General features: G+C 63.7%; 18 protein-coding genes. 17 read left to right on the forward strand and 1 reads right to left on the reverse strand.

The features are described from left to right. Positions 1 to 15 precede the first annotated feature (15 nt). The 17 genes from ubiT (at position 16) to CWS72_RS01365 (ending at position 18,976) form a co-directional block, all read left to right on the forward strand. Positions 16 to 660, forward strand: a complete 645-nt coding sequence (gene ubiT / locus CWS72_RS01290; RefSeq protein ID WP_241911522.1) for a ubiquinone anaerobic biosynthesis accessory factor UbiT — start codon at positions 16 to 18, stop codon at positions 658 to 660. Further along, positions 660 to 1,658 (forward strand): ubiquinone anaerobic biosynthesis protein UbiU, encoded by a 999-nt coding sequence (ubiU, locus tag CWS72_RS01295; protein ID WP_101248739.1) that lies wholly within the window; start codon positions 660 to 662, stop codon positions 1,656 to 1,658. Before ubiT ends, ubiU begins: the two co-directional genes overlap by 1 nt. After that, the gene (ubiV, locus tag CWS72_RS01300; RefSeq protein ID WP_101248740.1) at positions 1,655 to 2,554 is read left to right on the forward strand and encodes a ubiquinone anaerobic biosynthesis protein UbiV; all 900 of its coding nucleotides are present in this window, start codon (positions 1,655 to 1,657) and stop codon (positions 2,552 to 2,554) included. The genes ubiU and ubiV overlap by 4 nt, the downstream gene beginning before the upstream one ends. Before the next feature lie 220 nt (positions 2,555 to 2,774). Further along, on the forward strand, positions 2,775 to 3,728 hold the full coding sequence (locus tag CWS72_RS01305) for an adenylate/guanylate cyclase domain-containing protein (protein ID WP_101248741.1): 954 nt from the start codon (positions 2,775 to 2,777) through the stop codon (positions 3,726 to 3,728). 148 nt (positions 3,729 to 3,876) lie between these two features. After that, positions 3,877 to 5,127 (forward strand): tetratricopeptide repeat protein, encoded by a 1,251-nt coding sequence (locus tag CWS72_RS01310; protein ID WP_101248742.1) that lies wholly within the window; start codon positions 3,877 to 3,879, stop codon positions 5,125 to 5,127. 4 nt (positions 5,128 to 5,131) lie between these two features. Beyond that, positions 5,132 to 6,670, forward strand: coding sequence for an ExeA family protein (locus CWS72_RS01315; protein WP_101248743.1), 1,539 nt, complete (start codon positions 5,132 to 5,134; stop codon positions 6,668 to 6,670). Then, positions 6,667 to 7,431 (forward strand): prepilin peptidase, encoded by a 765-nt coding sequence (locus tag CWS72_RS01320; RefSeq protein WP_101248744.1) that lies wholly within the window; start codon positions 6,667 to 6,669, stop codon positions 7,429 to 7,431. The genes CWS72_RS01315 and CWS72_RS01320 overlap by 4 nt, the downstream gene beginning before the upstream one ends. 113 nt (positions 7,432 to 7,544) lie before the next feature. Continuing rightward, positions 7,545 to 9,533 carry a type II secretion system protein GspD gene (locus CWS72_RS01325; RefSeq protein WP_146002584.1) on the forward strand — a complete coding sequence of 663 codons (1,989 nt, stop codon included), beginning with the start codon at positions 7,545 to 7,547 and terminating at the stop codon, positions 9,531 to 9,533. Positions 9,534 to 9,583: 50 nt separating this feature from the next. After that, positions 9,584 to 10,351: a hypothetical protein gene (locus CWS72_RS01330; RefSeq protein ID WP_101248746.1), complete on the forward strand. Its 768-nt coding sequence runs from the start codon at positions 9,584 to 9,586 to the stop codon at positions 10,349 to 10,351. 3 nt (positions 10,352 to 10,354) lie between these two features. Beyond that, complete coding sequence (locus CWS72_RS01335; RefSeq protein WP_101248747.1) at positions 10,355 to 11,050, forward strand: hypothetical protein; 696 nt, start codon at positions 10,355 to 10,357, stop codon at positions 11,048 to 11,050. A 217-nt stretch (positions 11,051 to 11,267) separates the two neighbouring features. Beyond that, on the forward strand, positions 11,268 to 12,080 hold the full coding sequence (locus tag CWS72_RS01340) for a prepilin-type N-terminal cleavage/methylation domain-containing protein (protein ID WP_101248748.1): 813 nt from the start codon (positions 11,268 to 11,270) through the stop codon (positions 12,078 to 12,080). Between the two features lie 315 nt (positions 12,081 to 12,395). Further along, positions 12,396 to 14,186: a GspE/PulE family protein gene (locus tag CWS72_RS01345; protein WP_241911523.1), complete on the forward strand. Its 1,791-nt coding sequence runs from the start codon at positions 12,396 to 12,398 to the stop codon at positions 14,184 to 14,186. Between the two features lie 12 nt (positions 14,187 to 14,198). After that, positions 14,199 to 15,404, forward strand: a complete 1,206-nt coding sequence (locus CWS72_RS01350; protein ID WP_101248749.1) for a type II secretion system F family protein — start codon at positions 14,199 to 14,201, stop codon at positions 15,402 to 15,404. A gap of 8 nt (positions 15,405 to 15,412) precedes the next feature. Continuing rightward, positions 15,413 to 17,140, forward strand: a complete 1,728-nt coding sequence (locus CWS72_RS01355; protein WP_146002585.1) for a hypothetical protein — start codon at positions 15,413 to 15,415, stop codon at positions 17,138 to 17,140. Then, positions 17,140 to 17,784, forward strand: a complete 645-nt coding sequence (locus CWS72_RS01360) for a hypothetical protein (RefSeq protein ID WP_101248751.1) — start codon at positions 17,140 to 17,142, stop codon at positions 17,782 to 17,784. The genes CWS72_RS01355 and CWS72_RS01360 overlap by 1 nt, the downstream gene beginning before the upstream one ends. Next, positions 17,781 to 18,254, forward strand: coding sequence for a hypothetical protein (locus CWS72_RS28025; RefSeq protein ID WP_199175496.1), 474 nt, complete (start codon positions 17,781 to 17,783; stop codon positions 18,252 to 18,254). Before CWS72_RS01360 ends, CWS72_RS28025 begins: the two co-directional genes overlap by 4 nt. Further along, positions 18,251 to 18,976: an ABC transporter ATP-binding protein gene (locus CWS72_RS01365; RefSeq protein ID WP_199175497.1), complete on the forward strand. Its 726-nt coding sequence runs from the start codon at positions 18,251 to 18,253 to the stop codon at positions 18,974 to 18,976. The genes CWS72_RS28025 and CWS72_RS01365 overlap by 4 nt, the downstream gene beginning before the upstream one ends. A 158-nt stretch (positions 18,977 to 19,134) precedes the next feature. Here the strand turns inward: CWS72_RS01365 and CWS72_RS01370 are convergent, their stop codons facing one another. Next, positions 19,135 to 20,352, reverse strand: coding sequence for a type IV pilus twitching motility protein PilT (locus tag CWS72_RS01370; RefSeq protein WP_274540576.1), 1,218 nt, complete (start codon positions 20,350 to 20,352; stop codon positions 19,135 to 19,137). Positions 20,353 to 20,362 lie beyond the last annotated feature (10 nt).

Genomic DNA, 20,362 nt, shown 5'->3' on the forward strand with positions numbered 1-20,362 from the left:
GAGCGTTCGCGCCCCGTGGATCCGCCGTTTTCGCCGGTTCTGCTGGCTGGGGTGGCGTTGACGCCGGTACCGCCGCGCCTTCTCCAGCCGTTGTTCGACGGTGTCATGGCGGTGGTGCGACGCCGGCATCCCGATATTCTGGAAAGATTGAGCGCCTATCCCGATGCGGTGGTCGGCATCGATCCCGTCGATCTGCCGTTCGTTCTGATCCTGGAACCGCGGCCCGATCGGCCCCGGCTCACGGTGCGCCGCGATTTTTCGGATATGACGACGACGGCGGTGGTTCGCGGGCCCTTGAGCCTGCTGTTCGCCTTGGCCGAGGGGCGCCTGGACGGCGACGCGGTCTTCTTCTCGCGTCAATTGGTCATCGAAGGCGATACCGAGGTGGTGCTGGCGCTGCGCAATGCGGTCGACGGAGCCGGCATCGATCTCGATGCCGATTTCGCCGCCACGCTGGGCCCACTGGCCCGGCCGCTTCGGCGTGTCGGTCTGGTCGGAGGCCGGCTGTTCGATCGCCTGTCGCGTGACATGGACCTGATCCGCCGGGCCTTGGTCGGGCAGGCGCTGAAAGGGGTCGATGCCCAGTCGGCCCGCCTGGCCGAGCTGGAAAGCGAAGTGGCCACCCTGCGCCGGAGTCTTCGTCAGCGGGAGCGGCCGTGATGGCGGCGTCCCAATCGCCCGTCGAACTGGTCTGTCCTGCCGGAACGCCGGCGGCTTTGCGGGCGGCCATCGATGCCGGGGCCGATTGCGTCTATCTGGGCTTTCGCGACGAGACCAATGCCCGCAACTTCCCCGGCCTGAATTTCAGCCGCGAGGAACTGGCCGAGGGAGTGGCCTACGCCCATGCTCGCGGCGGCCGGGTCTATGTGGCGATCAATACCTTTCCCCGCGCCGGCCATCCCGAGATCTGGCACCGCGCCGTCGATGATGCGGCGAGGCTCGGTGTCGATGCGGTGATTCTGGCCGACCTGGGCCTTTGTGACTATGCGGCCCGCAAACATCCCGATTTGCGGCTTCACTTGTCGGTGCAGGCCTCGGCCTCCTCGGCCGAAGCCATCCGTTTCTATCATGAGGCTTTCGGCATTCGCCGCGCCGTGCTGCCCCGGGTGTTGACCGTTTCCGAAATCGCCGGTCTCGGCGCGGCCGTTCCGGTGGAGATGGAGGTGTTCGTCTTCGGCGGGCTTTGCGTGATGGCGGAAGGCCGCTGCGCGCTGTCCTCCTACGCCACCGGCAAATCGCCGAACATGAACGGCGCCTGCTCGCCCGCCAGCCATGTCCGCTATATCGAAAAAGGCGACAAGGTGGTCAGCCAGTTGGGCGGCTTCACCATCAATACCTTCGGTGCCGGCGAGCCGGCCGGCTATCCGACGCTCTGCAAGGGACGCTTCGAAGCCAACGGTCGTCTGAACTATCTTTTCGAGGAGCCGACCTCGCTCAATACCCTGTCCATTCTGCCGGAGATGATCGCCGCCGGCGTGCGGGCCTTCAAGATCGAAGGCCGGCAGCGCGGCCGGGCCTATGTGGCGAATGTGGTGCGGTCCTTTCGCCAGGCGGTCGACGCCATCGCCCGAGGCGAAACGCCGCCCGACATGGCGCTGGAGGACATCACCGAAGGGGGCCGGCAGACCGCCGGCGCCTATGAACGGAGCTGGCGATGAGAGAGGCGAAACTGACCGTCGGCCCGGTGCTCTTCAACTGGCGGCCGGAAGTCTGGCGCGACTTTTATTTCCGCCTGGCCGACGAGGCCCCAGTCGACACGGTGCATCTGGGCGAGGTGGTCTGTTCGAAGCGCCAGCCGTTTTTCGCGCCCCATCTGCCGGAGGTCATGGACCGCCTGACCGCCGCCGGCAAGGAGGTCGTCCTGTCCTCGCTCGCCCTGGTCATGTCGGAGCGCGAACGCGACGCCATGCGGGCATTGGCCCTGGATGCGGGTGATCTGCTGGTCGAGGCCAACGATCTTGCCATTGCCGCCGATCTGGCCGGACGGCCGCATATGATCGGGCCCTTCGTCAATGTCTATAACGAGGGAACGCTGGGCTATCTCGCCGGCAGGGGGGCGCGGCGGATTTGCCTGCCGGCGGAGCTGCCGCTGGAAACCCTGACGATCCTCGCCGCCGAGGACAAGGCCGAAATCGAGGTGCAGTCCTTCGGCCGCCTGCCTCTCGCCCTTTCGGCCCGCTGCTATCACGCACGCTCGCACAATCTGCACAAGGACGGCTGTCAATACGTCTGCGGACAGGATCTCGACGGCATGGCCGTTGACACCATGGACGGCTTGGCCTTTCTCACCGTCAACGGGACCCAGACCATGTCCTCGCGTTACGCCAATCTCCTGGGCGAACTTGGGGATCTGCGGAAGGCCGGCATCCACCGGTTCCGCCTGTGGCCCCAGAGCGGCGACATGGTGGCGGTGGCCGGGCTGTTTCGTCGCGTTCTGGATGGGGCCCTGGATGCGAAAGAGGCGGCCGGGCGCCTGGCCGATCTGGTGCCGCCGGACGTCGAGTTCGCCAACGGCTATGTGCATGGCAGGGAAGGACATGCCTTCGTCGCCTGAAGGTTCGCGAACGACAGGGCTTGAATCAAGCCCCATCTTTCTCACCGGAGTATGCACTGACCTCTCCACAGGCGCTTCCGCTTCGTGCTAGGCTGACCTCTGGGGTTGGTCTTACCGGAAAAGTCGCATATGTCCGTTATATCCGGACCGGGGCGGGGGAACGCTCGCGTTCAGACGTCCGCCGCGCGGGTCTTCCGCAGGGCGTGACGGGTGAGGGGAGATGCCGATAATTATTGCGGAATATATCAAAATAATTATCGGTTATGTGGCGGTTCTTCCCCTCTATTTTCAATCGACCTGGGAAACCGCTCTTTATTTTTACGAGCCCAAGCTGGCGGCCGTGGCCGTCGCCGTCGCTCTGCTGTTTCTTTTTCTGCGGGTCCTGGCGGGCGGCATCGTCGGCTGGGCGGCGCGGACGGGACTTTACGGCGCCCTGTTTTATGTCATTTCGAGCAATGCCGAATTCCGCGTGCTTTATCCCGATATCGTGGTGGCATGTCTGATCGCCGCCGTTGCTGTGGCCGGTCTCTGGTTGCCGGTGAGCATCGTCGGCGGGGCTCTTCGCCTGGCGCTGCAAAGGCGGCGGATCGCCGCCTCATCGGCTGTTTTCTCTCCCTCGGGGACGGCGCGGGCATTCGAGGTGACGCGCCCCGATGCCGACAGGAAGCAGGTCATGGTCGTCATGATGACCGATATCGTCGGATACAGCGCGCGCATGGAAAAGGACGAGGCCGCCGCCTACGCCCTGCTCAAGGAACACAATGTCGTGATGCGCAAGGCGATCACCTCCCATCGCGGCAAGGAAATCAAAACCATCGGCGACGCCTTCATGGTCGTCTTCGAAAGTTCGCTCGACGCGTTGCGCTGCGCCATCGCCATGCAGACGGGATTGCGGGAATTGAACCGCTCTCGCCCCACCCACGATCAATTGCAGGTCCGTATCGGCATTCACCGTGGTGAAGTCATCCGTACCGAAAAGGACGTGTTCGGCGAGGGGGTCAATATCGCGGCGCGCATGGAATCGGTGACGGCGCCAGGGGGAATTTCCATCTGCGCCGATATTTACGAGGACGTGAAAGGGAAGATCGAAGCGGGTTTTCAAAGCATTGGGCAGCCAAAAATGAAGAATATCGCTAATCCGCCCGAGGTCTTTCGCGTGCATATGCCCTTTTAGAAATGGTGGGTAAGAATTGCCATCGATCGTTATTGAAAATCCCATCATCAGTGATGGGCGACGGCGGGGTTCCATGCTAGATTCGTGGCCTGAAATGGGCGGTTCGATCATTTGGGGGTGGGGTGTCGTTTCCCTTTGAGGTGCAGGCATGAGCGTTCTCTACAAAGCCTTGGAGCGTGCGTCCAAGGCTCGGGAGACACTGCGTTCCGATCCGATGCCGACGCCGCGCCTGCCTCTGATGGGGGGGCGGCCAGCTCGCCGGCGTCGCCTGCCTGTGGCGCTGTCGGCAGTGGCCGCGGGTCTCGCCATCGCGGCCGGCGTCTTTGTTCTGTTCGGAGATGACCTGCTATCCGGTCTTGATCGCGTCTCGGCCCCGTCGCCCAAAGTGCCGGGATCGCCGCGCAAGCTTCCCACCCTGGCCCAGCAGCCGCCCGCTGTGATGCCGGCCGTGCCCGACGCCGCGCCGGCACAAGTCGGCGAGAAGGCGGGGGCGCTTTCGCCGCAAGCGGCGGCGGCATCGGTCGAGCCGTCTCAACCCGCTCCGGTCCAACCCGCTTCGATACAGGCCGCTCCGGCTCCCGTCGTTCCGGCAAAGCCCGCGCCGGTCTCGACGGCGCCGGCTTTGCCGGTTGCCGGCAGGGCGGCCGCTGGAAGGCCGAAAGTCGTACAGGCCGATGAGGATCTTCCCGCCGTTCTTGACCGCATCCGGCGCGAAAGGATGGCTCCCGCGCTGGCCCAAGGGGTCACCGTCGACCGGCGGACGGCGACGGCCGATCTGACCGGGCGTGACGGCGCCTCCTCGATCGCCGTTTCGGTGGCGGCGGCGCCCAATCATGAAGACGCGAATACCGCCTACGATATGCTGATGCGCGGCCAGTACGAAGGCGCCCTCGGCCTTTACGACAAGATCCTGAAATCCTCGCCCAGGAATGTCGCCGCCCTGCTGGGCAAGGGCACGGCGGAACACAAACTGCGTCGCTATGGCGATGCGCGGGAAAGCTATCGCAGAGTGCTGGCGATCGATCCCGGCAACCGCGAGGCGCTGACCAACACGACGGCCATCGTCGCCGATCTTGCGCCCGATCAGGCGCTGGGGGAGTTGCGCGTACTTCAGAAGAACTATCCGGCATTCAGCCCGATTTCCGCCCAGATCGCCTCGATCGAAGCCCGGCGGGACAATCTCGCCGCGGCGATCCTGGCCTTGGGCGACGCGGTCGCGCAATCGCCCGACAACGGCCTCTATCGTCTTAATCTGGCGATTTTGCAGGACCGGGCTGGCGACCGGGAAGCGGCGGTGGCATCCTACCGCCAAGCCGTCGATTTGTTGGGGGGGGCATCGTCGCTGCCGGTGCCGCTCGATCAAATTCGCCAACGTCTGCGTTATCTGCAGGGGAGGTGACCGTATGCCCTATCTCGCCCATTTCGGGCTGCAAGATCATCCTTTCTCGCTGACGCCAAACGTCGATTATTATTATCCGACGCAAGAGAATACCAATATCATTGCCTCGCTGGAGTTCGCGCTCCGGCGTGAAAGCGGCATCGTCAAGATCGTCGGTGAGGTGGGTACCGGCAAGACCCTGCTGTGCCGTCTTCTGATCAACAAGCTGATCGAAACCGAGGCGGTCGCCTATATCAACGCTCCCCAGGCCGACGCCCAGTCGATCATCCTGACGGTATGCGAGGAATTCGGCGTCTCGCCGGCCGGCGATATCTCTCCCTATGCCGCCCTCAACCGTTTCCTGGTCGAGGAGCATGCCAGGGGCCGTCTGGCGGTGGTGGTCATCGACGAGGCGCAACATCTGGGCAAGAGCGGGCTGGAAGCCATTCGTCTGGTCTCCAATCTCGAAACCGAACGAAGCAAGCTTTTGCAGGTCGTGATGTTCGGGCAGACCGAACTCGACGAATTGCTGCGCGATCCGGCCCTCCGGCAGCTGAATCAGCGCGTGGTCTTCTCCTTTTCCACCAAGCCGCTGACCGAGGCGGAAACCAGGCGCTATGTCGCGCACCGTCTCAAAGTGTCGCGCCGCCAGGGCGTGGATTACGACATCTTCAACGAGGAAGCCCTGACCACCATAGCCCGCCGCAGCGGCGGCATTCCCCGGGTGGTCAACATCATCGCCGACAAGAGCATGCTGGTCGCCTTTTCCGAAGGATCGCCCACCGTGCGGCGCGCCCATGTTCTAGAGGCGATCAAGGACACGCCCGGGCTGGTCACCGGGGGCGGCTTTGACTGGACTTGGTTGAAGGCCTGCTTCGGGGCGTTCGGGCGCCGCGCTGTCGTCGTTTCGCTGCTGGCCGCCTTGGCCGCCGGCGTCGGCGGCTGGTTCGCCTGGTCGGCAACCCATCGGGTCGTCGTCCTGGTGGAACCGGCGACGGTTTCCGCCGCGCCGGCGCCGGTCGCCTTGCCGGCGCCGTCGCAGAGTTCCCCGCAATCCGTCATGTCGCCGCCGCCCGCCGCCGCCGCGGTTCCTCCTCCGTTGCCGGCCGCCACTGCCCCGGCGGTGACGCCGATAGCGGCGGATGCCGGGGGAGACGCCGCGATATCGCCTGCTCCCGAGACGGCCTCGCCCTCCGTGGCGACTGCGATGACGAAGACGCACCAGGGCAAGCCGAAACGGGGCGCCCCCCGCAAGACGAAGTCGGTGCCGGTATCGGTTTCCGGTGACGAACCGCCGCCGGACACGGCCGCGCCCGTGGCGCCGGTTTCGGCTTCGCCGCCGTCGGAGAGCGGAACCCAAAGCCCCAAGGTCGTCACCTCCTCGGCGGCAACAGTCCCGGCGGCGGCCTCCACGACGGGGACCTCGACCTCCGCGCCCACCGCTCCCGTCGCCGCGCCGGCGGCGGCCCCGGTTCCTGTCGATATTCCGGTGACCAACGATGCCGCCATCAACGCCACCTTGCCGGGACGACCGGGAATTTACGGCAGCGGTCGCGGCCATTGAGCGGACCGGGTTCCCTGGGAGAAGCCACCGTCTTCGTGCTGTTCGGTCTGGTCTTCGGTAGTCTGGCGACGGCCCTCAGTCACCGCTTGCCGCTGGGCCTGCCGATCGGCAACGATCGGTCGCGCTGTCCGAAATGCGCCGTGTCGCTCGGCGTTGCCGATCTGGTTCCCCTCTTGTCATGGGGGGCGGCCCGGGGCCGCTGCCGGCATTGCGGGCAGCCCATATCCTGGCGCTATCCCGTGATCGAACTGCTTGTCGCGCTTCTGTTCCTCGCCGCGTGGCGGCATTGCGTCGGCGATCTTCCGGGCGCCGTGATCCTGGCGTTGACGGCGTTCGGACTGACGGTGATTACCGTGGCCGATCTCGAAGCGGGGATCATTCCCGATGCCATGCTTCTGTTTCTGGCCCCGCTGGCGGTCATTTGGCGTTGGTGGGACGGCGGCGGCTGGTGGGACGGCCTGGCCGGCGCGGTTGCCGGGGTGGTGGTGACGTATGGATTGCGATGGGGATTCAAGCGTTGGCGGGGCAGGGATGGCCTTGGTCTGGGCGACGTGAAATTCCTGGGTGTGGCCGGCTATTACCTGGGGTTGCAGGATCTCGGCGCCTATCTCCTGCTGTCCGGGCTGACGGGATTGCTGTTGGGCGTCGTCTGGCGGCTGTCCGGCCGTGGGCCGGTCTTTCCTTTCGGACCGGCCCTGTGCGTCAGTCTTCTCGTCGGATTGTTCCATCCCGCCGTCTTGGCCGTGCTGGCGCCGGGATGAGGCGTCTTTTTCTCTTTTCCCATTTCCCCACTTTGCCCATTACCAGGACTGGAGATTGAATCGGGGTGGATTGGCCTTTATCCTTTGACGCTGGTGGGGAATGGGGGAATTCCGTGTTTGGGTTTTATTCGGGAAGATTGGACGTCCGCCATTCCGCCGGTCGCGGGATTTTGTTTTCCTTCTGCGCGGCGGCGGTGCTGGCGGCCTGCGCCCCTCCCGATAACGGCCTGACCAAGGCGGACTACAAGAACCTGCTGGAACGCAACCCGCCGCCGGCGGCCGATCGTTCCGCCGCGCCGCCGCCCATTCCCGATCTTCAGCCCATCCTGGCCGCGCCGCCGCCGCCGTCGGTGGCCCAGCGTCTGGTCAGCGTCAGCATCACCGATCCCTCGGTGCCGTTGCGCGACGTCCTTTTGGAACTGGCCCGCAAGGTCGACGTCGATCTCGACCTCGATCCCAATATCGGCGGCGGCATCATTCTGACCGCCAGGGACCGTCCGTTCCTCGACGTGGTCGACCGCATCTGCGATCTCGGCAATCTGCGCTATTCCTTCAAGAACAATGTGCTGCATGTCGAGGTGGACGGCATGTATCACGAGAGCTATCACCTCGATCTGCTGAATTCCATCCGCAGCACGAGTACGGATATCGCCAGCAGCGCCAATATCAATACGATGATTCAGGGGAGCGGTAGCGGTAGTGGCGGCACCAATACCTCGACCAGTGACGTGAGCAGCAAATCGACTTCCGACGCCTGGGCCGAGGTCGAGACCAATCTCAAGCAGATCCTGGCCAACTCCAATCCCCGCAATCAGCCGGTGGCCACCAACACGACCGGCTCGATGATCAGTTCGGCCGTGGTCCCGGCGAGCCCGCTGAAGGCCGTGCGGGGCGGAACCGGCGCCTTGCCGCTGGAGGCGGGCGAGGGATCGGCCGGCGAACCGGGCGAGGCGGTGAAGAGCGCCGCCGCCGAATTGGCGCGCGCCGTCGTTCCCGCGCCGCCGGCCCCCGCGGCCCCTCCGGCGAGCGCTCTTTCGGCGGCCAGCTACAGCGTCAATAAGCAGGCGGGGATCGTCTCGGTCTATGCGACGGGACGTCAGCAGAAGCTGGTCAAGGCCTATTTCGACAAGGCGCTGGCCAAGGCCGGGGCCCAGGTGCTGATCGAGGCCAAGGTGGTCGAGGTCAGCCTGAACGACAAATACAGCACCGGCGTCGACTGGGTGGCGCTGCGTCAGAATTTGAAGGGGACCGGCTTCGGCATCAGTTCCAACAACCCGAGCACCAGCACGACGGCTTCGATTCCATCACTGCCCACTCCCGGCAACCTGACCCAGCCGTTCGGCTCGACGGGGTTCAATATCGGCTTTACCACCTTCGGCGGCGATCTGTCGGCGATGATCAATCTGATCAGGGCCTTCGGGACCACCCGGACCCTGTCCAGTCCCCGGTTGACGGTGATGAATAATCAGACCGCCATGCTGAAGGTGGCCGAGAACAAGGTTTATTTCAAACTGACGGCGACGGTGACCTCCACCCCCTCGACCACGGGCTCGTCGGCGTCGCAGACCGCCACCTACAACAGCACTTTGCAGACCTTGCCGATCGGAGTGGTGATGACGGTGCAGCCGGCCATCGATCTGGATAAGGATCAGGTGGTCCTGGGCCTGCGTCCGACGGTGACGGCATGGCCCGGCAGCTCGGTTTCCGATCCGGCCGTCGCCCTGGGGCTGGCCAGCGCCTGCGGCAGTTCGTCGAGCAACGCCTGTTCGTCGGCCAACATCACCGCCGCCATCGCGAGTTCCAGCGTGCCGGTGATCGACGTGCGCGAGATGGATTCTGTGGTCACCGTTCCCTCCGGCGCCGTCGTCGTCATGGGCGGCCTGATGCAGGAAGTGGCGAGCAAGCAGGACAGCGGCCTGCCGGGAGTCGAGGACGCGCCGGTCGTCGGTGAATTGTTCAAGGCCAACACCGATCAGACGCAGATGACCGAACTGGTGATCTTCCTCAAGGCCACCATCGTTCATGGCAATGACACGGTGGATTGGGCCGACAAGGATCTTTACAAGCGCTACATGCACGATCCCCGGCCCCTGGGGTTCTGAGCATTGCGCGCCTTCCCCGGCGACGGGGCGAGCCGGTGGGGGACTGAACCATGCTGACGACGCTCCGCTACGTGTTGATCACGGCGATTCGCGACCGCCTGATCGCCGCCTTTCTGGTGGCTCTCGTCGCCGGGGTTGGCGGGGCGACGTTTCTGGCCGCCTCGGCGCTGGCCGAAAAGCGGGAGTTCGGACTGGCCTTCGGCGGCGAGCTGACGCGGATGATTCTGGTCCTGGGGCTGATCACCTTCATCAGTTTCCATGTCCGCAGAATGTATGAAACCCGCGAGATCGAGGCCATCCTGGCCCGGCCGATTTCGCGGACGTCCTTCGTGCTGGCCTATTTCGGCGCCTACGCCCTGATCGCCCTTCTGCTGTCCATCGTGGCGCCGCTGCTGCTGATGGTGGCTTTTTCCGCCAATGGCGCGGGATTGATGGAATGGGGTGTCAGCCTGACCCTGGAGGGCTTCATCGTGGTGGCCATCGCGCTGTTCTGCGCCATGTCGCTGGAAAGCGCCGGCGCCTCGGTGATGGCGGCGCTCGGCTTCTATCTGCTGGCGCGTTCCGCCGCTTTTCTGCATGCCATCACCGTCAGCCATACGGCGAGCTTCGATCAGGCCCTGCTGAACGATGTCAATCGATGGGTCGTCGAGATCATCGCCGCCGTGATGCCGCGGATCGATCTGTTCGGCCAAAGCCGCTGGCTGGTTTATGGGCCGGGCGGCGGATGGGGATTGCGCGAATTGGCGGTGCAGACGGCGATTTACCTGCCCCTGCTGCTGGCCGCGACCATCCGCGATCTTCACGTCAAGCGGTTCTGAGCCATGGCGCCGGCCGGCCGCCATCCCCTGTTATGGATCGTCCTGGTCGCGCTTTTATGCGCCCAGGTCGGCTATGCCCGCATCCTGCGGCCGCTGCGTCCGGCCATCGAGGAGATGCCGTTTCCCCTGAACGAGCAGGGCATCAAGGGGCTGGCCCTGGGCGACGACCAGTTTTTGTTCCGCGTTCTGGCCCGCTGGCTTCAGGACGTCGGCGATGGCGGCGGCCGGGTCCGCCCCTTGATCGATTACGATTACGACCGGGTTGTCGACTGGCTGAAGGTTCTCGACCGCCTCGACGAGCGTTCGGATTACAGTTTCGTCCTGGGCGCCAGCTATTTCGGTTCGGTGATGGAACCCAACGCGGGGCCGTCCCGCGTGCGCAAGATCGCGCTTTATTTCCGCGAGCGCGCCCTGGCCGATCCGGCGCGGCGCTGGCCGGAATTGGTATGGGCGGGTGAACGGGCGCGCCGGATCGTCAAGGATCGGCAATTGAGCGAATTGATCGCGGGGGACTTGAGCGCGCTGCGTGACAATCCGCGGGTGCCGGCCTGGCTGCCCTTGCTCGCCCCGCCGCTCTACCGCTTCGCGGGAAACAACCGGGCCGCCGAGGACATAGACGCCGATCCAGGCTTGTCGAAATTGCGGCGCGAAGCCATGCAAGAGCTTCTGAAGAGACTGAATTTGCCAGAATCCCCCTGATTGGGATGGCCCGCGGCCGATGATCAACCGGTATTGACCAATTGAAGGATTATTTTCCGGTAACTTGGTCAATATGAATGTCGGCATAAGGACGTTATTGATGTTTTTCATTGATTTTAAGAGGTTTTGTAGGAAAGAGTTGCGAAGCTCCTCTTGGTCACTATACTAAATATATAGTTCAACGTGGGGGTGTGGGTGTCCCCGGAAGGAGAGGGTGATGACGGAGGTTGCGCCATCTGGGGGATTTCTGTCGAGGGCGGGCGATTGCCGGAATGGTCAGCATGGCTTTACCCTGATCGAAATGTCGATCGTCCTGGTGATCATCGGCTTGATTATCGGCGGCATCATCAAGGGGCAGGAGGTCGTCAACAGCGCGCGCGTGAAAATGCAGGTCGCGCAGATCGACGCCGTCCGGGGAGCCGTTTATACCTTCCAGGACCGATATGGTTACTATCCCGGCGACCTTACGGGGCGCACCACCTTCGGCTTCACGGCGCTTACCGCGGCCACCGATGGCAATCAGGACGGCATGATCGGAGCCTTCCAGGCGGCGGCGCCTGCCTATCTGGCCGATAATGCCAATGATACGGGCAACGAATCGCAGATCGTTTGGCTGGATCTGGCTGCGGCGGACCTGCTTTCGGGCATCGTGGTAAGCAGCGGCAATGTATTTACGTCGACAAGCGCGACATATGCGGGAAAAATCGGCGGAACGTTCCTGACCATCGGAAGTTACAATATGGCGGCGAACGGCGGTCCCGCCGTGAGGGCCCCGATCCTGCGTATTCAAGGAAATGCGCCGGCTGCGGCTGTCCCCACGGTGGGCCTCAAGGAGGCCGATGCTTCCGGCATGGATGCGAAGTATGATGATGGCAATCCCGGAACGGGGACGATTCTCGTCAATACGGCGACCTACGGTACTTGCACGAATCCCGCTCCGACGACGGCCGATCCTGGGGTCGGTCGATATGTCGTCTCGGGCGTAAATCCTAACTCGGTATCTTGCGTGGAAAATTTCATTCTTCAATAAATATTGGGGCCTGCCGCCGCTTGTCCGTAGAGATCGATTTTTCGGCACTGACTTTAAAGAAAAAACCCCTCGCCCGCGTTGCGGGAGAGGGGACGAGCGAAGCGAGTGGGGTGAGGGGACTTACGCGCGGGAGCGCGGAAAAAGTGTGCAGGAACGGACAAGTCTTTATGCCGCGCCGACGCGCGACCCCCTCACCCGGCCGCTAAGGCGGCCACCCTCTCCCGCAAGGGGCGAGGGTTTATCCGAGCGCCGATGGGTAGGGACGCCGGTTATCCAAGGTGGGCAATTGGGCATGGCCGGGAAGGGAGCGAGACGGTGGGGGGCTTCGAATTTTCCGATCAGGTCGGGCGGACGCCGGCGAAGTCCGAAGATTCCATTGCCCCCCCTCCGGATGCGCAATCGCCTTCTCGGAACGAGGACGGAAGAGCCGGGGCCCGCATCGGCGATCATCTGGTCGAGATGGGGCTGATTTCCAAGGATCAGCTGCAAGTCGCCCTTTACGAGCAGAAGCGGACCAGCAAGCTTTTGGGGACGTTGCTGGTCGATCTGGGCTTTATTACCGAATCGGCGCTCTCGGCGGTGCTGGCCTCCAGTTCCGGTTACGAGAAGTTCGATTTGCAGGGCACGGTGGTCGAGCCCGACGTGCTGAAGCGGATTCCCAAGGAAGTGGCGCTGCGCTACCGGGTGCTGCCGGTCGGCTTGGAGGGTAAGTCGCTGCGCCTGGCCATGGCCGACATCTATGACGTCCTGGCCCTCGATCAGACCCGCAAATACGCCCCTCCTGGCTGCGAGATCATTCCGCTGGTCAGTTCGGAGGCCGAGATCCTGCAGGCCATCGACCAGTTCTACGGCTACGAATTTTCCATCGACGGCATCCTGCGGGAACTTGAAACCGGCAAGCACGACATCTCGGCGTCCGCCCTGGCCGGCGAGGGCTATGTCCATCCCCTGGTGCGGCTGGTCAACGCCATCGTACTGGATGCGGTGAAAAGCGCCGCCTCGGACATTCATCTGGAACCGGAGGGCGCCTTCGTCCGCCTGCGTTACCGTATCGACGGGGTGATGCAGCAGATCCGCACCTTCCACAAGGATCATTGGCCGGCCATCTCGCATCGCATCAAGATCGTCTCCGGCATGAACATCGCCGACAAGCTGAACCCGCAGGACGGTCGTTTCGGCTTCGCCATGGGCAGCCGCAAGATCGATTTCCGCGTCTCCTGCCTGCCGACCGTGCATGGCGAGAACATCGTCATCCGGATCCTCGACAAATCGCGCGCCGTCATGTCCATCGACGGCCTGGGCCTTTCCGACAACAATTTCCGGCTGCTGCAAAAGCTGATCAAACGGCCGGAAGGCATCATCATCGTCACCGGTCCCACCGGTTCGGGCAAGACGACCACGCTTTACGCCGTGCTCAACCAGATCAATTCCCTCGAACGCAACATCATGACGCTGGAAGACCCGGTGGAGTACGAGGTCCAATTGATGCGCCAGGGCCAGGTCAGGGACGGCACGGCGATGAATTTTGCCGACGGCGTGCGGGCCATCCTGCGCCAGGACCCGGACGTCATCTTCATCGGCGAGGTGCGCGACCAGGCGACCGCCGCCATGGCGCTCAGGGCGTCGATGACCGGCCATCAGGTTTATACGACGCTGCATACCAACGACGCGGCGGGGGCCATCCCCCGCCTGCATGATCTTGGCCTCAGCCACGGCCTGCTGGCTGGCAATATCATCGCCATCATGGCGCAACGGCTGGTCAGGACGCTGTGCCCCCATTGCATGGCGAAGCGTCCGGCGACGGCGGAGGAATGCGGAATTCTCGGCGTCGATCCGGAAAAGGCGCCGCTGCTCGGCGAGGCCAGGGGGTGTCCCGAATGCCGCCACACCGGTTACAAGGGGCGGCTCGCCGTGCATGAACTGCTGCCGGTCAACCGGGTGCTCGACGAGATGATCCTGTCCGGCGCCTCCCTGGTCCAGGTCAGGGAGGCGGCGCGGAAGTTCGGCTATGTGCCGATCGCCGAGGATGGTTTCCTGAAGGTCCTTCAGGGGGCGATTACCTTGGACAGCCTTTCCCGCGCGGTCGACATCACCGATCGGTTGTAAGGGCGCGCGCCGATGCCTCTTTACCATTATCGGGCGCTGAATCAGACCGGGCGGCGGGTTTCCGGTCAGTTGAACGCCAACAATGAGGCCGATCTTTATCAGCGACTGAAGCAGATCAATCTCGAGTTGCTCACCGTCTCCGCCGATAAAGGGCGGAACCGCCTGGCCCTGTTTGGCGGAAGGGTCAAAAATCGCGAGCTGATCCAGATGTGCCTCCATCTGCAGCAACTGTCGGCCGCCGGTGTCAGCCTGATGGAGGCGCTGGCCGATGTGCGCGATGCGACCGATCATCGGCGGCTGCGGGATTTGCTGGCCGAGGTCTTCGAGGATGTCTCCTCCGGCCAATCCCTGTCCGAGGCGTTCGGCAGGCATCCGCGAGTGTTCAGCACGGTCTTCCAATCCCTGGTGGCCGCCGGCGAGGAAAGCGGCAATCTGACCGAATCCTTCACGCAATTGATCGCGCATTTGAAATGGTCCGAGAACCTGAACGCCAAGATCGGCAGGGCGACCCGCTATCCGATGATCATGCTGGCTGTCATGGCGGCCCTGTTCATGTTCATGATGCTGTTCGTGGTGCCGCAGGTGGTGTCGTTTCTGATGGCCAACGGACAGGAACTTCCAATCATCACCATGGCGTTGATCGCCACCTCCGATTTCGTCCAGGGCTATTGGTGGGCGATCACCGGGCTGCCCGTGGGCGGTTATTTTCTGTTCAAGCTCTGGGCACGCCTCTCGGAGAGCTTTGCTTACAAAATCGATTTTTACATTTTACGGGTCCCGCTCCTCGGCGAATTGAGGCGTAAACTTTCCTTGTCGCGTTTCGCGCATTTCTTCGCCACCATGTTCCAAAGCGGCGTGCCGATCCTCACCTGCCTCGACACCGCCGGCCGGGTGACCGGCAACCGGTGTCTGGCCAGGTCCCTGGCTTTGGTGCGTGTCGGCGTCGAGGACGGCAACCCGTTGTCGGTTGGATTGCGCAATACCGGCGAGTTCCCGAGTCTGGTGATCCGCCTGGTGAAGATCGGCGAAGACAGCGGTAACCTGGGGGAGACGCTGAACAATGTGACCGATTTCTACGATCGTGATGTCGAGCGGAGCGTCGACGCCCTGGTCAGCATGATCGAGCCGGCATTGACGCTGTTCGCCGGGGCGATGATGGCGTGGATCGTGCTGGCGGTATTGGGGCCCATTTACGACAGCCTGAGCAGGATGGGGTGATTTTTTCGATGTTGGAGCCGTCCCGTTGGATGTCCCTGTTTCGTCCCGCCGCTTCCATCCGGAAATGGTTGGCGCGCGGTGCCGGCGTCATCACGGGTGGCCGTGTGGCGGCGGCGGTTCGCCCCTTGGGAAGACTGTTGAGGGCTTGGGGCCTGCTTTCGTCGGCGGGCCGGTTCGTCCTGATTTTCGGCGATGGCGGGGGCAGTCTGGTTCGGTTTCAGGGGCGCCGGGTGGTCGATGCCCTGTTTGTCGCGGTCGACGCGGAAGACGGCCTGGAGACGTTTCGTCGATATCTGGGGGACGATCCCACGGCGCCATTGATGGTTTCCGTCGATGTCCTGGAACAGATGTACCGCGAGGAACAATTGCCCCGCGTCGGCCGCTTCGATCGTCTGACCATCGTCAAGCGGCGTCTGGATGTCGCCTTTCCTCACGACACCCTGAAGGCCGCGGTATCCTTGAACCGCGCCAAGGACGGGCAGGAGACGGTGTTGTTCGCCGCCCTGCCGGTTACCGGGACGATCGGCAAATGGATCGGCTTTCTCGAAAGCCTGTCCAATCCGGTGACCGGCTTCTGTCTGTTGCCGCTGGAATCGGAAGCCGTGGCCGCCCGTCTTTGCCCGTCTTCCGGCGACGAAGGCCAGACCGTCTGGCACGCTTTGGTCACGCAGCAGGCGACCAGCGGTTTCCGTCAGATCTTTTCGTCGGGGGCCAATCTGGTGCTCACCCGTTTGACCGCGTCTCCGCCCGGCGACCTGAGCGCGGAAGCCGCCGCGATGCTGATCGAACGGGAGCTTCGCTCCTCGATCAGCTATATCAAGCGTCTCGGCTATGCGGAAACCGATCGGCTCAATCTCGTCGTTCTGGCCAATCACGACATCTGCGCCGCGGTGACCCGGCGCGACCTGCCGGTGAGCGAGGTGATGGCGCTGACCCCGAAACAGGCGGGGCAGCGGTTGGGGTATGGCGAGGTCGGGCCGGAAGATGGTCCTTACGCCGATATCCTGCACGCCCAGGTCCTGGCATCGAAGCGCCGTCCCCGCATCCTCCTGCCGACCGAAAGGTTGCGCGAGAGGCTGGTGTTCGAGCAGTTGTACAAGGCTGGTTTCGCCACGGCCTCGCTTCTGGCGCTGCTTTCCATTTTTTATGTGGGTTCGCTGGCCTTCGATGCCCTCGACGCGATGTCCACGGCCGAGGCGCTGCAAAATTCCATGGCCCTGGAAACGCAAGGGCTCAACCAGCTTCGGCAGAGGACGCGGAATTACGAGGTCTCCATCGACGATTTGCAGAAGGTCGAACAGGCGCTAACCGCCTTCGACAAGGCCCAGATCAATCCGAACGAGGTCTTGCGGTCGGTCGCTTTGGCCCTGGATCCGGCGACGCAGGTGCAAAAGATCCTCTTCACCGCTCCCGATCCCCCGTTCCTTCCCCGTCCCGCCGGGGCACCGGCCGGGGCGGCGAGGGGGGCGCAAAAAGATGCCGCGGTGAGCTACGAGATCCAACTGACCATTCGGTTGCCGGCGATGGAGGCGGGGCAGACCGATCAGGTGACGCGATGGGCCAGGGATATCAAGGACCGGCTGACGAGAAGCCTGCCGGGGCATGACGTCTCCCTGCTGAAATTGCCGTCCGCGACCTCGCGCGCCCAGGTTCTGGAGGGAACGGCGGGGGCCAGCCCCGTCGTCAAGCCGACCGGTCCGGCCGTTGCCGATTATCTGATCCGCAAGAGGCTGTGATGAGCGCCGAGTTGCGTCTGGACATGACACGGCTGAAGGCGCTGCCCCGCCGGCTGAAAATCGTCCTGGCGGTCATCTTGACCGAGGTGATCGTCATCCTCGGCGCCTATGCGGTCGAAACCGTGGTGGACGAGCAAGAGTCCAGGGTTGCCCAATTGCGCGCGCAATTGGCGCAGGCAAGGCGGCAAAGCGCCGAGTTGCGGCGTCAGATCGACCAATATCCCGAGTTGCGGCGGCGTTATGCTGCGGCCGGGGACAAGGGGGTTCTCGACAATCCGAATGCCGTCAAGCTGATCGCCGACGCCCAGGACATGGCCGGCCGCCATTCCCTGGCCAATCTGCACTATAAGGTCGAGCCTCAGGCGGTGGCGGGACCGGCCCAGGAGAAATATCGGATCGGATCGACACAGGTCAGCTTCGAAAGCGGAGCCCTGCTGGATGCCGATGCCATGGATTTTTGGGACGAGGTCCTGCAATCCCTGCCATCCCATTATCATGTGGTCGAAGCCGGTTTGGAGAGAACCGCCGATATCGATGCCGATCTGTTGAACAACCTTCGCGCCGGACGTTCCGTCTCGGCGGTTCGCGTCCGTCTTTCCTTCCAATGGCTGACTTTGCGGACGCCGGCGCAGGAGGGGCCATGACGACGAAGCGTTCCGCCCTTTGCCGGGCTCTGTTGGCGGCCGCCGTTTCCGTGGCGGCGCCGGGCCCCGCCCATGCCCAGCAATCGCCGCCGCCCGGCGAACCGGGGGCGGGGGGGCGGACGCTGCTTTTCAGCGCCGAGGAAGCGGCTGCCATCCGCCGCGCCCTCGCCGGTCAATCCGAGGGGGGCGCCTCGGCGGACATGGAAAAGGCCGTCTCCGCCGGGAAGGGCGGAGCGGCGAATATTTTCGTGTCGGCATTGGTGGACCTGGGAAATGGCCAATGGACCGTTTGGGCGAACGGCTACCGGATCAGTCCCGATCATCAGCCGCCGGGATTTCGCGTGATTTCGGTCAAGGAAAACGATGTGGAGATCGTGACCCTGGGCGACGAGCCCGCGCGGTTCCATTTACGTCCCTTTCAGACCTGGCGGGCGGCGCGTCACGACATCGTGGAGGGTATCGTTCCGTGAGCGTTCCACCGCTTAAAATCGCCGATCTGGCGGCCGGATATGGAAAACGCACGGTGATCCGGGATATCGCCTTTACCGTCGAGCCGGGAGAGGTCTTCGGTCTGATCGGTCTGAACGGGGTCGGGAAGACCACACTGATCAAGGCGTTGCTGGGGCTTAGCCGGGCCAGCGGAACGGCGGATATTTTCGGATTGCCCGCCGGCCCGCCGAAGGGACGCCGGTTGCTCGCCTATCTGCCCGAGAAATTTCAACCCTCGCCCCTTCTGAGGGGGTGGGAGTTTCTATCCCTCACGCTCGGCTATTACGGCAAGGTTCTGGACCGGAACGCGGCGACGCGGTTGTGCGAGGGGCTGGATCTGGATCCGGCGGCACTGGGTCGGCAGGGACGGACCTATTCGAAGGGAATGGGACAGAAGCTGGGGTTGCTCGGGACCTTGTTGACCGGTCTTCCCCTGCTGATTCTGGACGAACCGATGAGTGGTCTCGATCCCCGCGCCAGGATCATGCTGAAGGACCGCTTGAAGGAATACAGCGTCGACGGAAACGCGATTTTCTTTTCGTCGCATATTTTGGCCGACATCGAGGAAATGTGCGACCGGATCGCCGTGATGTGCGACGGGCGTCTGATCTATGTCGGGCCGCCGGGAGATCTGATGGCGCGTCATGGAGGGCAGAATCTCGAACGCGCCTTCCTGGCGGCGATCGACGCCGTTGCGCGGTGATGCGGATTAAACCAAGTCTCGATGAGTGCCGCTCATCGAGACTTGGTCTGGCCCATTGAGGGCCCGCGCCATCATTGGCGCGTAGCCCAGGGTTTCGGAGAAACCCGCCCGGCGATTGAGGGCAGAGGTGATCGGGGCCGATCACCGAGAAGTGGAAATCAGCGGAACAGGCTGGTCACCCCCCGTTTCGGTGGTTGCGGGGGCGTGGCGGGGGCCTCCTCCGTCGAGGCGGACGCCGTCGCCGGCAGAGGCGCGGCGGACGTTCCTCCCGTGCTCCGGTCCTGGCCCGGTGGCATGAAACGGTCCATTTCCGCCGGGTCGATCTTTCCCTGCGCGATCAGGGTCTTCACCGAATCCTCCAGGGTCTGCATACCGTAGCGGCTGCCCATCTGCATCATCGAGGCGATCTGCGGCACCTTGTTTTCGCGGATCAGATTGCGGACGGCGGCGGTGCCGACCAGGATGTCATGGGCCGCCACTCGCCCGCCGCCGGTCCTTTTCAACAGAACCTGACTGATCACCGCCTGAAGGGAGCCGGCAAGCATGGCGCGGACCATGTCCTTGTCCGAGCCGGGAAAGACGTCGATGATCCGGTCGATGGTCTTCGCCGCCCCGCCGGTGTGCAGGGTGCCCATGACCAGATGACCGGTTTCCGCGGCGGTGAGCGCCAGCGAAATGGTTTCGTGGTCGCGCATCTCGCCGACCAGGATGACGTCGGGATCCTCCCGCAAGGCGCTTTTCAAGGCCCGGCCGAAGGACTGCGTATGTTTGCCGACTTCCCGGTGGTTGACCAGCGATCGCTCCGAGGTATGAACGAACTCCACCGGATCCTCGATGGTCAGGATGTGTTTGTGGAAGGTCCGGTTGATGTGGTCGATCATCGCCGCCAGGGTCGTCGACTTGCCCGAGCCCGTCGGTCCGGTGACCAGCACCAGGCCCTTTTCCAATTCGGCGAACTGTTTGAAGATGGCCGGCGCCTCCAATTCGTCGAGCGACGGGATGGCCGTCGGGATGGTGCGGAACACCGCCGCCGGTCCCCGATTGACGGTGAAGGCGTTGACCCGGAAGCGCGCCTGTTCCCCGAAGGCGATGGCGAAGTCGAGGTCGTGGTCCCGCTGGTAATCGGCGCGTTGTTCGTCGCTCATCACCGAATGAAGCATGGCGGCGACCTCGTCGGCGGTCAAAGGGTCGCATTTGAGCGGCTTCAGGTCGCCGGCGATGCGCAGCAGCGGCGGATTGCCGCTGGAAAGATGCAGGTCCGATCCCTTGCTTTGCAGGGTGAAGGCCAGTAACTCGGTGATCTCCATCGGATCCTCTTTATCCAGTGTGTCGAGGCGGACGGGCCCCTGACGGGCCAACCGCCACTCTTTCGTCATGCCCGCTCGG

Origin of the sequence: Telmatospirillum siberiense (assembly GCF_002845745.1) — a bacterium.
In the GTDB taxonomy this organism is placed as follows: Bacteria; Pseudomonadota; Alphaproteobacteria; order Rhodospirillales; family Magnetospirillaceae; genus Telmatospirillum; species Telmatospirillum siberiense.

Excerpts from the sequence above, each read along its gene's own strand:
- ubiU (WP_101248739.1), top strand. The coding sequence starts at position 660 with ATGGCGGCGTCCCAATCGCCCGTCGAACTGGTCTGTCCTGCCGGAACG.
- ubiV (WP_101248740.1), top strand. The coding sequence starts at position 1,655 with ATGAGAGAGGCGAAACTGACCGTCGGCCCGGTGCTCTTCAACTGGCGG.
- CWS72_RS01305 (WP_101248741.1), top strand. The coding sequence starts at position 2,775 with ATGCCGATAATTATTGCGGAATATATCAAAATAATTATCGGTTATGTG.
- CWS72_RS01310 (WP_101248742.1), top strand. The coding sequence starts at position 3,877 with ATGAGCGTTCTCTACAAAGCCTTGGAGCGTGCGTCCAAGGCTCGGGAG.
- CWS72_RS01315 (WP_101248743.1), top strand. The coding sequence starts at position 5,132 with ATGCCCTATCTCGCCCATTTCGGGCTGCAAGATCATCCTTTCTCGCTG.
- CWS72_RS01330 (WP_101248746.1), top strand. The coding sequence starts at position 9,584 with ATGCTGACGACGCTCCGCTACGTGTTGATCACGGCGATTCGCGACCGC.
- CWS72_RS01335 (WP_101248747.1), top strand. The coding sequence starts at position 10,355 with ATGGCGCCGGCCGGCCGCCATCCCCTGTTATGGATCGTCCTGGTCGCG.
- CWS72_RS01340 (WP_101248748.1), top strand. The coding sequence starts at position 11,268 with ATGACGGAGGTTGCGCCATCTGGGGGATTTCTGTCGAGGGCGGGCGAT.
- CWS72_RS01350 (WP_101248749.1), top strand. The coding sequence starts at position 14,199 with ATGCCTCTTTACCATTATCGGGCGCTGAATCAGACCGGGCGGCGGGTT.
- CWS72_RS01355 (WP_146002585.1), top strand. The coding sequence starts at position 15,413 with ATGTTGGAGCCGTCCCGTTGGATGTCCCTGTTTCGTCCCGCCGCTTCC.
- CWS72_RS01360 (WP_101248751.1), top strand. The coding sequence starts at position 17,140 with ATGAGCGCCGAGTTGCGTCTGGACATGACACGGCTGAAGGCGCTGCCC.
- CWS72_RS28025 (WP_199175496.1), top strand. The coding sequence starts at position 17,781 with ATGACGACGAAGCGTTCCGCCCTTTGCCGGGCTCTGTTGGCGGCCGCC.
- CWS72_RS01370 (WP_274540576.1), bottom strand. The coding sequence starts at position 20,352 with ATGACGAAAGAGTGGCGGTTGGCCCGTCAGGGGCCCGTCCGCCTCGAC.